We start from the raw sequence: 10,528 nt of genomic DNA, 5'->3' as shown, positions 1-10,528 counted from the left end.
TATATCTGCCCCCCTGGGCGGCGGCATGGGCCGCGGCGGCTGCCCCCCCCGCCTATGGCCCGCCCCCCGGTGGCCCGGGGGAGCGCGCCTTCGGCGCGTCCTCAGCGGCAGACCGTGCCGGCGGGCGGGAGCCGGCCGCTCAGCAGGTACCGGTCCACCGCGATGTCGACGCACCCGCTCCCGGGCCGCAGGTAGGCGGTGTGCCCGTCGCCGTCCCAGGTGAGCAGCCGGGCGGAGGGGAAGAACCGGGTGAGCGACCGCGCCCAGGCGTACGGGGTGGCCGGGTCGCGCAGGGTGCCGACGACCAGGATCGGGGCGGTGCGTGGGGCCGTGGCGGGCCGCTCCCCGGGGGCCGGGCCGACGGGCCAGTGGGCGCAGGTGGTGAGCAGCGCGGCGTAGTACGCCCCGAACTGGGGCGAGGCACGCACGAACGCGGGGAGCAGCGCCTCGGCCTGCGCGGGGGTGAACACGGGCCCGAGCGCCGCGCTCAGACAGCTGACCGCCGTGAACCCCACGTCGGCGACGGCCTCCTCTTCCGCGGCGGAGAGCCTCTGGAGTGCGGCGGTGCCGCCGGCCGCGGAGGCCACCTCGCCCAGCGCCCGGCGCAGTTCGTCCCACGCTGCCCTCTTCAGTGCCGTCAGGACGACGCGGAGCAGGTCGTCCCCCGTGACGGTGATGTCCTTGCCCTCCTGTCGCGGGCTCCGGTCGAGGCGGCCCACCAGGGTGTCCAGGACACGGCCCGCCTCATCGACGGAGTGGCCCACGGGGCAGCCGGGGCGGCGTGCGCAGTCTGCGGCGAACGCCTCCCAGGCCACCTGGTAGCCGTGTGCGGGATCAAGGAAGCGGCGGTAGCCGTCCACCGTGGGGTCGACGCCGCCGTCGAGGACCATGCGGCCGACGCGGGAGGGGAAGAGCTCCGCATAGGTGGCGCCGAGGTAGGTGCCGTAGGAGAAGCCGAGGTAATGCAGCCGGTCGTCCCCGACGAGGGCGCGCACCAGGTCCAGGTCGCGGGCGGCGTCCGGGGTGCCGATGTGCGGCAGCAGCCGGCCGGCGTGTCGTCGGCACGCGTCGGCGGTCTCCTTGCGCGCCCCGTCCAGGGCCTCGAAGTCCGGCTTCCCGGCGACGGCCGGAGGGGTGCCGGCGCCGGCCGCCGGCACGATGGCGCCGCAGTCCAGCGGGGTGCTGGCGCCGACGCCGCGCGGGTCGACGGCGACCAGGTCGTAGGCGGCGCGCACCGCGGGGGAGAAGTCATCCGCGAGGTCCCGCAGGCCGCTGATGGCGGAGTCGCCGGGACCTCCGGGGTTGTACAGCAGCGAGCCGATGCGTTCCGAGGCGGTCCCCGTGGACCTCAGCCGGGTGGCGGCCAGGGTGATGTCGCCCGCCTCGGGGTGGGCGTAGTCCAGCGGCGCCCTGAGGGTCGTGCACTGGTAGGACGGCTCGTCCTCGCACGGCCTCCACACGGGCCGCTGCGCGTAGTGACGGGCCGGCCCCGGCGGCGCGGCTCCGGAGTGCGCCGTGCCGGCCGGTGCCGGGCGCGTCGCGACGGGCGACGCCCCGCCGTGGAGGGCGGAACACGCGGTGGCCAGCAGGGCGCAGGCGCCCAGCACCGCGATCGCGCGGCGTCCTTGCCCCCCGCGTACGTGGCCGGTGTGCCGGACAGCGTCCATCGCCCTGCCTTTCCGGTGCCGAGGTGAACTGAGGACGTGCCGGCGCACGGATGTGCGGCCGTCAGCGGCAGACGGTGCCGTCGGGCGGGAGCCGGCCGTGCAGGAAGTAGTCGTCGACGGCCGTGTCGACACAGCGGCTGCCCTGCTGGTAGGCGGTGTGCCCGTCGCCGTCCCAGGTAAGGAGCCGGCCCGAGGAGAGCTGCGTGGCCAGTGCGCGGGCCTGGTCGTACGGGGTGGCGGGGTCGCGGGTGGTGCCGACGACGAGGATGGGCGGGGCGCCGCGTGCGGTGATGGGGTGCGGCACCTGGGTCGGCCGGGCCGGCCAGTGGGCGCACATCGGCAGGAACCCGGCGTAGTACGCGCCGAACTGCGGTGCCGCACGGCGGAACTCGGGCACGGCCGCTCGCGTCTGCGCGGCGGTCGACCGTGGACCCAGCGCGGAACTCAGGCAGTTGATCGCCGCGAGTGACTGCTCACCCGGTCCTCCGGCGTCGTCCGTGCCGAGGAGCCGCCGCCAGGTGGCGGCGTCGCCCGCCCGCACCTCGCGGAGCAGGGACCGCAGTCCGCCCCATGCCGGAGCCGCGAGCGCCGAGGTGACCGCGGTGAGCAGATCGTCGCCGGTGGCGGAAACGCCGCGGCCGTCCCCTTCGCGGGCGGCTTCGTCGAGCTCCGCGACCAGCCCGTCCAGGATGCGTCCCGCGTCCCGGAGCGAGTGGCCGACGGGGCAGCCGGGGCGCGCGACGCAGTCGGCGGCGAAGGCATCCCAGGCCACCTGGTAGCCGCGCGCCATGCCAAGGGTGGCGCGGAAGGCGTCCATACCGGGGTCGACGGCGCCGTCGAGGACCATCCGGCCGACGCGGGAGGGGAAGAGCTCCGCATAGGTGGCCCCCAGGTAACTGCCGTAGGAGTAGCCGAGGAAGCCCAGTCGGTCGTCGCCGAGCAGCGCCCTTGTGACGTCCATGTCCCGGGCCGCGTCCAGGGTGCCGACGTGGGGCAGGAGGCGACCGACACGGCGGGCGCAGGCATCGGCGATCAGCGCGAAGCCCGACTCGGGTTCCCCGGCCTTGCCTTCGGCCGTGGGGCCTGCCGCGCCTTCGGCCGCGGGGACGGACGGCGGCGCGCCCGTCCCGCAGTCGACCGGGGCGCTGCGCCCCACGCCCCGGGGGTCGACGCCGATCAGGTCGTACGCGGCGCGCATCGCCGGGGAGAAGCCGTCGGCGAAGGACAACAGGTCGTCCACCGCCGACACGCCGGGGCCGCCGGGATTGAGCAGCAACGAGCCGATGCGGGCGGCACGCGGCCCGGTGGCCCTGTGGCGGACGACCGCCAGCCGGATGTCACCCGCCTCCGGACGGGCGTAGTCCAGGGGCACTCGTACCGAGGTGCACTGGAACGACGCCGCTTCCCGGCAGGGCCGCCAGTGCAGCCGTTGCCGGTAGTAGCGGGACACGTCCGGCGTCGGGGCCGAGGCCGAGGCCGAGGCGGAGGCCGACGGCGGCGCCGAAGCGGCGGGGCCGGCCGTGGCGGCCGCTGCCGCCGACCGCTTCGGGCCCGCCGGCCGGTGCGGACGCTGGGGCGAACAGGCGGCCAGCACCAGGCAGGCGCTCAGCAGCCCGGCCGCGACGCGCCGGCGCCGGCCGGACAGCGCACCCGTGGCCCGCACGGCGGCCACCGCCCGTCAGACGCAGACCGTGCCGGCCGACGGTAGACGACCTCGTGTCAGGTAGTCGTCGACGGCGCTCTCGACGCAGGTGCTGCCCCGGTGGTAGGCGGTGTGCCCGTCGCCGTCCCAGGTGAGGAGCCGTCCGGAGGACAGCTCCCCGGCCAGTGCCCTCGCCCAGGGGTACGGGGTGGCCGGGTCGCGGAGTGTGCCCACGACCAGGATCGGTGGCGCGCCCGCCGCGGTGATCCGGTGCGGGAACTGGTCCGGGCCGACGGGCCAATGGGTGCACATCGGCAGCGTCCCGGCGTAGTACTCGCCGAACTGCGGGGCCGCACGCCGGAATTCGGGCAGAACAGCCTGCGCCTGCGCGACGGTCGACCACGTGCCCAGCGTGGAACTCAGGCAGGACACGGCGTAGTACGACTGGTCGCCGGGGTCGGCTTCCTCGTCCACGCCCAGGAGCGCCTGCACGGCCGTGGTGTCACCGGCCCGCAGCTCCGAGAGCGTGGCGCGCAGCGCCTCCCAGGCCGGGGCCCTGAGCCCGAGGACGACCGCTCCGAGGAGGGAGTCTCCCGTGACGCTGATGTCCTTGCCCTGCCGGAGGGGGGTGCGGTTCAAGGCCGCCACCAGGGAGTTCAGGATCCGGCCTGCCTCCTGGACCGAGTGGCCCACAGGACAGTCGGGCCGGGTGGCGCAGTCGGCGGCGAAGGACTTCCAGGCGACCTCGTAGCCCCGGGCCTGGCCGATCGTGAAGCCGTAGCCGTCCAGCGCGGGGTCGACGGCGCCGTCGAGGACCATGCGGCCGACGCGGGAGGGGAAGAGCTCCGCATAGGTGGCGCCGAGGTAGGTGCCGTACGAGAAGCCGAGGTAGTGGAGCCGCTCGTCGCCCAGCACGGCGCGTATGACGTCCATGTCCCGAGCGGCGTCCACGGTGCCCACGTGCGGCAGCAACCGTCCTGCGTGCCGGGCGCATTCGGCCGCGACCTGCGCGTAGGCGGCGGCCGAGGCGGCGATGTCCGCCCGGCGCGCGCCCGGGTCCGGGGCGGCCGCCGGGGTGTCCGTGGCGCAGTCCACCAGGGTGCTGGCGCCGACGCCGCGCGGGTCGACCGCGACCAGGTCGTACGCGGCACGCACCGCGGGGGAGAAGGAGCCGGCGTTGCCCAGGAGGTAGGCGATCGCGGACGAGCCGGGTCCACCTGGGTTCATCTGCAGCGAGCCGACCCGTGCGGCGCCGTTGCCGGTGGCCCGCTGACGTATCGCGGCCAGGGTGATGTCGCCTCCTTCGGGGCGGTCGTAGTCCAGCGGCACCTTGATGGTGGCGCACTGGAACGACGGCACCGCGTCACACGCCTTCCAGCCCGGCTGCTGCCCGTAGTAGCGGGCCAGTTCGGCCGGTACGGTGCCGGCGGCCGCCCGGGCGGCCGCCCCGGCGGGCGTCTGCCGGATGTCGCCCGCCGCGCACGCGGTGAGCAGCAGCCCGCAGCTGCCGAGCACGGCGACGAAGCCGTGGAGCCTGCGTCGGGGTGCGTTCATGGCCACGCCTTTCTGTGCGCCGCGCGGAGCGCGGTGCGGGTGGTCGCGTCAGCGGCAGACCGCGCCGTCGTGCGGGAGCAGACCGTGCAACAGGTAGTCGTGGACGGCCGTGTCGACGCAGCGGCTGCCGCGCTGGTAGGCGGTGTGCCCGTCGCCGTCCCAGGTGAGGAGCCGGCCCGAGGAGAGCTGGGTGGCCAGTGCGCGGGCCTGGTCGTAGGGGGTGGCGGGGTCGCGGGTGGTGCCGAGCACGAGGATGGGCCCGGCACCGCGGGCGCTGACGCGGCGCGGGACCTGCGTGGGCCGCGCGGGCCAGTGGGCGCACGTCGACAGGTCCTCGTTGTAGAACGCCCCGAACTGGGGTGAGGCCCGCAGGAATTCGGGCAGCGCGGCGAGGGTCTGGGCCGGCGTCGAGCGCGATTCGAGTGCGGAGCTCAGGCAGTTGACCGCCGTCATGGACTCGTCGCCGGGGGCGATCTCGTCCTCGGAACCGACGAATTCCCGCAGCACGGCGGTGTCCCCGGAGCGCACACCGTCGAGCACCGCCCGCAGAGTGTCCCAGTCGGGCGCGCGCAATGTGGTGACGACCGCGCCGAGCAGGTCCTCGCCGTCGAGCCGGTCGTCCTTGCCGCGCCGTACCGGCGCGCGGTCGAGCGCGGCCACCAGAGCGTCCAGGGTGCGGCCCGCCTCCTTGACGGAGTGGCCTACCGGGCAGTGCCCGCGGCGGGCGCAGTCTGCCGCGAAGGACTCCCAGGCGATCTGGTACCCGCGGGCCTGGTTGAGGTAGGCGTGGTAGCCGTCCATCGCCGGGTCGACGGCGCCGTCCAGCACGACACGGCCGACCCGGGAGGGGAAGAGTTCCGCGTAGGTGGCGCCCAGATAGGTGCCGTAGGAGAAGCCGAGGAAGTGCAGACGGTCCTCGCCCAGCGCGGCGCGGACGACGTCCATGTCCCGGGCCGCGTCGAGGGTGCCGACGTGCGGCAGCAGCCGCCCGGCGTGCCGGGCGCAGTCCGCGGCGACCTCCGCGTGGTAGGCGGCCCAGGTGTCGATGACCGTGGCCTCGTCCGGCGGGGGAGTCCCCCGTGCCCCGGCGCCCGGGGGCCTGGCGGCACCGCAGTCCACCGGCGTGCTGTGGCCGACCCCGCGCGGGTCCACCGCGACCAGGTCGTACGCCGCCCGCAGGGCGGGGGAGTAGCTGTCGGCGTAGTCCCGCAGGTCGTCGACGGCGGAGATGCCGGGCCCGCCGGGGTTGATCTGCAGCGCTCCGATGCGAGCGCCACCGCGACCGGTGGCGGGTTTGCGGACCACGGCCAGACCGATGTCGCCCGCCCGTGGATGCGCGTAGTCCCGCGGCACCTTGAGGCTCGTGCACTGGAACGACCGGTCGGGGCAGGGCTTCCAGCGCGGGTCCTGCGTGTAGTAGCGCTGCAGGTCCAGGCGGATCGTGCCCATGGCCGGGCTCGCGGAGGCCGCCCCGGAGGGAGCGGGCCGGGCCGGCCTGCGCAGGTGCGTCACGGCGGTGCACGTGGTGAGCAGCAGGCCGAAGGCGACCAGCACGACGAGCGCGCAGAGCAGGCCGCGCCCGGGTATTCGGCCGGTGGCCGGGACAGCTTTCATCGCCACGCCTTCGTTTCCGCCCGTTGCGAGACGCGGGGCTGGTCGGCATCGGTGAGCGGCCGCGGAGGCGGGTCCGGGCGCCGCGCCCGGCAGGGAGCGGTCACGCCGTCGCCCCGCCCTCAGCTGCGTATCCAGGTCATCACAGATCGTGTTCGGGGGACCGCCGGGCTGGGCCGAACGCGTGACCCGCCGGTGCCGCCCCTGTGCGGCGGCGCGTCACAAGTGCCCGCCCGGCCGCAGAAGTTGACCGGTATCGCTCTGGCTCCGGGGGCGCGGCCGCGGCTAGCGTCCGCGGGTGCCCTCACCCATGCGCACCACCCGCCCCCGTACCGACCGCATCCGCATACGGACGACCTCCCTGGTGGCGGCCGTGATCGCCGCCCTCGCCGCCGTCCTCCTCCCGGTGACCACCGTGCAGGCCGCCTCCGCCAACGGGACCGTCCGGCAAGGGCTGAGCCGCCCGGACTACTCGTACGCCGACGCCGTCCGCGAGGCCGTCTGGGTCGAGACGGGCCGCGACGACGACGGCGACGGCCGCACCGACCGGGTCGCCGCCGACATCGTGCGGCCCCGCGAGCCCGCGGCCGCCGGCCGCAAAGTGCCGGTGATCATGGACGCCAGCCCCTACTACTCCTGCTGCGGACGCGGCAACGAGGGCCAGGCGAAGACCTACGACGCGCAGGGCCGGATGGTCCAGGCCCCGCTTTACTACGACAACTACTTCGTTCCGCGCGGCTACGCCGTCGTCCTGGTCGACCTGGCCGGCACCAACCGCTCCGACGGCTGCGTGGACGTCGGCGGCCCCTCCGACATCGGCTCGGCCAAGGCCGTGATCGACTGGCTCAACGGCCGGGCCAAGGGCTGGACCTCCCGTACCGGCTCCCGGCCCGCGAGCGCCCCCTGGTCCACCGGCGACGTCGGCATGATCGGCAAGAGCTGGGACGGAACCATCGCCAACGGCGTCGCCGCGACCGGGGTGCGCGGCCTGCGCACGATCGTGCCGATCAGCGCCATCAGCTCCTGGTACGACTACTACTTCCAGCAGGGCGCCGCCCTCTACGACTCCGGCCCCGACTGGCTGTCCGACTACGTCGAGAGCGAGCCCGCCCGCGCCCGCTGCGCCGCCGTGCAGCAGCGCATCGTGGACGGGGCCCCGCGCAGCGGCGACTGGACCGGGTTCTGGAACGAGCGCGACTACACCAAGGACGCCGGGAAGGTCCGCGCCAGCGTCTTCGCCGTCCACGGCATGCAGGACCTGAACGTCCGCACCAAGCACTTCGGCCAGTGGTGGAGCGCGCTGGCCGCGCACGGCGTGGAGCGCAAGGTGTGGCTGTCGCAGACCGGCCACGTCGACCCCTTCGACTTCCGGCGCGAGGCATGGGTGTCCACCCTGCACCGCTGGTTCGACCACTACCTGCTGGGCGTCCGCAACGGCGTGGAGCGCGAGCCCGGGGCCGACGTCGAACGCGCCCCCGACCGGTGGACGACCGACCGCTCCTGGCCGCCCGCCGGCACCGAACCCACCCGGCTGAGCCTGCGCCCGGGCACGCTCCCCGGCCAGGGCGGCCTGAGCACCGCCCCCGCCGTGCCCGGGAGCACGGCGACCTTCACCGACGCACCGCAGGAGTGGGAGGAGGACTGGGCCGCCGGGGCGGACACCCCGAGCACCTCCAGGACCGTCTTCACCACCGGCACCCTCACGCGCGACCTGCGGCTGTCCGGCAGCGGCGAGATCACCGTCACCGCGTCCTCCTCGACGACGAGCGCCCACCTCTCGGCGGTCCTGGTCGACCTCGGGCCGGACACCGTCCGGAACTTCCTCGGGGCCAAGGAGGGCATCGTCGACCTGACCACGCGCTCGTGCTGGGGCCGGAGCACGCCGGGCGACAGCGCCTGCTTCGGTGACACCGCCGCCGACACCGCCGACGTCACCCACACCGTGGTGAGCCGCGGCTGGGCCGACCTCGGGCACGCCGCGTCCGCACGGCACGGACGTCCGCTCGTCCCGGGCCGGCCCTACACGACCACCGTCACCCTGGCCGCCACCGACCACGTCGTCCCGGCCGGGCACCGGCTCGCGCTGATCGTGGCGGGCACCGACGGGGGCATGATCGAACCCCCCGACACCACCCCCACCGTCACCCTCGACCTGGCCCGCTCGCGTGCCCTGCTCCCGCTCGTCGGCGGAGCTCGCGCCCTCGCCGCCACGTCCCCGCACACGTCCGCCGCAGCGCGCGCCGCGGACCCCCAACCCGTACCGCGCCGCACCGCGCGCACGGTCCCCGCGGGGCGCTGACCCGGCCCTGCCCGTCCGCCCTCACGCCCGACGAGGGCGGGCGGGTAGTGTCAGCGGGTCAGCGATAGTTGTACGAGGAAGCCAACAGCACCCGTGGACAGCACCAAGAAGACCGCCGACGACGAACCCACCGCGGCCCGCGTCACGGCGGCCGACGCACCCGACACACAGGACCGCAGCACCCGCCGGGGACGCTGGTTCATGGACACCCGTCCGCTGCGGCACCCCGCCTACCGCCGCCTGTGGAGCTCCACCACCGTGACGGCCGTGGGCAGCCAGCTCACCGCCGTCGCCGTACCCAAGCAGATCTACGACATCACCGGCTCGTCCGCATGGGTCGGCTACTCCAGCCTCGCCGGACTGATCCCGCTGGTGGTCTTCGCCCTGTGGGGCGGGGCCGTCGCCGACAGCGTGGACCGACGCAAGCTGATGCTGTACACCAACATCGGCATCGCCGTGACCTCGCTGCTCTTCTGGGTGCAGGCCTTCGCCGGCGCGCAGTCCGTCTGGCTGCTCATGGTGCTCCTGGCGGCCCAGCAGGCGGCGGCCGGCATGAACGCCCCCGCGCGCAGCGCCGCCATCGCCCGCCTGGTGCCCGCCGAGGAACTCCCCGCCGCCATCGCGCTCGGCTCGACCGTCATGCAGACCGGCCTGATCGTCGGCCCGCTGCTCGCCGGCGTGCTGATACCGGTCATCGGCCTGCCCGACCTCTACCTCATCGACGCGATCGCCCTCACCGTGACCGTCTGGGCGGTGTGGCGGCTGCCCGCGCTGCCGCCCCTGGAGGCGAACGGGACGCCCGTCGCCCGTCGCGGCGGCTGGCGCGAGGTCGGCGCCGGCTTCCGCTACATCACCGCGCAGCGCATCCTGCTGCTGTCCTTCCTCGCCGACATCGTCGCCATGGTCTTCGGCATGCCGCGCGCCCTGTTCCCGCAGCTCGCCGACACCACCTACGCCTCCTGGAACGAAGGCTTCGCACTCGGTCTGCTGTTCGCCGCCATCCCCATCGGCGCGGTCGCCGGCGGGCTCTTCTCGGGCACCTTCTCCCGCTCCAAGCGGCACGGTCTGATGGTCGTCATCGCCGTCTGCGGCTGGGGAGCGGCCATCGCCGGACTCGGACTGAGCGGCAGCCTGTGGTGGGCGGCGGCCTTCCTGGCGCTGGCCGGATTCGCCGACATGGTCTCGATGGTGTTCCGCAGCGCGATCCTGCAGTCGGTCGCGACGGACGACATGCGCGGCCGCATGCAGGGCGTGTTCACGGTCGTCGTGGCGGGCGGACCCCGGGTGGCCGACCTGCTGCACGGCACGGCCGGCTCCGCGTTCGGGACGCGTACCGCGGTCACCGCGGGCGGTGTGCTCGTCGTGGTCGCGATGCTGGGCCTGGCGGCGGCGTTCCCGGCGTTCACCCGGTACCGGGGGGCCTGAGCCGCGGAGGGGGAGTAGCCGAGCGCCCCGTCTCCGCTGTGGCGGTTCCCGGCGGCGACCCGGCCGCCGCCCCGTCCCGGTCGGGCACACGGGGGGCGGGGGCACGTCCGCGAGGTTCCGGCGGCGTGCCGGGGTCGATCGTACCGGCCGCGGTGCGCGGGCCTTTGCAGGGGGCTCGGCGTGGCCCGCTTGTTTGTGCGCGGGTCGTTTGTGGTTGCGGTTGGGGTTCTTTTCCCGCCGCCCGCCCGTTGCCCCGTGGGCGGTTGGTGCGGGTCTCGCCGGGTCTGTTGGGTGGGCCGGGGGTGGGGCCTCCGGGGTGGGCATTCTGTA

General features: G+C 75.0%; 6 protein-coding genes. 2 read left to right on the top strand and 4 right to left on the bottom strand.

Annotated elements, in window-relative coordinates; translation table 11 throughout:
* Positions 1–101: 101 nt before the first annotated feature.
* The 4 genes from ACFW3D_RS41580 to ACFW3D_RS41565 all read right to left on the bottom strand — a co-directional run bounded on the left by ACFW3D_RS41580 (position 102) and on the right by ACFW3D_RS41565 (position 6,477).
* A complete protein-coding gene (locus ACFW3D_RS41580; RefSeq protein ID WP_500513643.1) occupies positions 102–1,667 on the bottom strand; it encodes an alpha/beta hydrolase in 1,566 nt (521 codons plus the stop codon).
* A 61-nt stretch (positions 1,668–1,728) separates the two neighbouring features.
* A complete protein-coding gene (locus ACFW3D_RS41575; protein WP_500513642.1) occupies positions 1,729–3,330 on the bottom strand; it encodes an alpha/beta hydrolase in 1,602 nt (533 codons plus the stop codon).
* 15 nt (positions 3,331–3,345) lie between these two features.
* The gene (locus tag ACFW3D_RS41570; RefSeq protein ID WP_500513641.1) at positions 3,346–4,863 is read right to left on the bottom strand and encodes an alpha/beta hydrolase; all 1,518 of its coding nucleotides are present in this window, start codon (positions 4,861–4,863) and stop codon (positions 3,346–3,348) included.
* 48 nt (positions 4,864–4,911) lie between these two features.
* On the bottom strand, positions 4,912–6,477 hold the full coding sequence (locus tag ACFW3D_RS41565; RefSeq protein WP_500513640.1) for an alpha/beta hydrolase: 1,566 nt from the start codon (positions 6,475–6,477) through the stop codon (positions 4,912–4,914).
* Positions 6,478–6,784: 307 nt separating this feature from the next.
* Here ACFW3D_RS41565 and ACFW3D_RS41560 point away from each other — a divergent pair, with 307 nt between their 5' ends.
* Both ACFW3D_RS41560 and ACFW3D_RS41555 read left to right on the top strand, forming a co-directional pair.
* A complete protein-coding gene (locus tag ACFW3D_RS41560; protein ID WP_500513639.1) occupies positions 6,785–8,773 on the top strand; it encodes a Xaa-Pro dipeptidyl-peptidase in 1,989 nt (662 codons plus the stop codon).
* A 93-nt stretch (positions 8,774–8,866) separates the two neighbouring features.
* Entirely contained in the window at positions 8,867–10,198 is a 1,332-nt protein-coding gene (locus tag ACFW3D_RS41555) for an MFS transporter (protein WP_500513638.1), read from the top strand.
* The last annotated feature ends 330 nt before the right edge of the window (positions 10,199–10,528 follow it).

The organism is Streptomyces sp. NPDC058864 (assembly GCF_042742985.1).
Taxonomy (GTDB): domain Bacteria; phylum Actinomycetota; class Actinomycetes; order Streptomycetales; family Streptomycetaceae; genus Actinacidiphila.
This window is presented reverse-complemented; position numbering and strand designations above follow the sequence as displayed.

Excerpts from the sequence above, each read along its gene's own strand:
- ACFW3D_RS41580 (WP_500513643.1), bottom strand. The coding sequence starts at position 1,667 with ATGGACGCTGTCCGGCACACCGGCCACGTACGCGGGGGGCAAGGACGC.
- ACFW3D_RS41570 (WP_500513641.1), bottom strand. The coding sequence starts at position 4,863 with ATGAACGCACCCCGACGCAGGCTCCACGGCTTCGTCGCCGTGCTCGGC.
- ACFW3D_RS41565 (WP_500513640.1), bottom strand. The coding sequence starts at position 6,477 with ATGAAAGCTGTCCCGGCCACCGGCCGAATACCCGGGCGCGGCCTGCTC.
- ACFW3D_RS41560 (WP_500513639.1), top strand. The coding sequence starts at position 6,785 with ATGCGCACCACCCGCCCCCGTACCGACCGCATCCGCATACGGACGACC.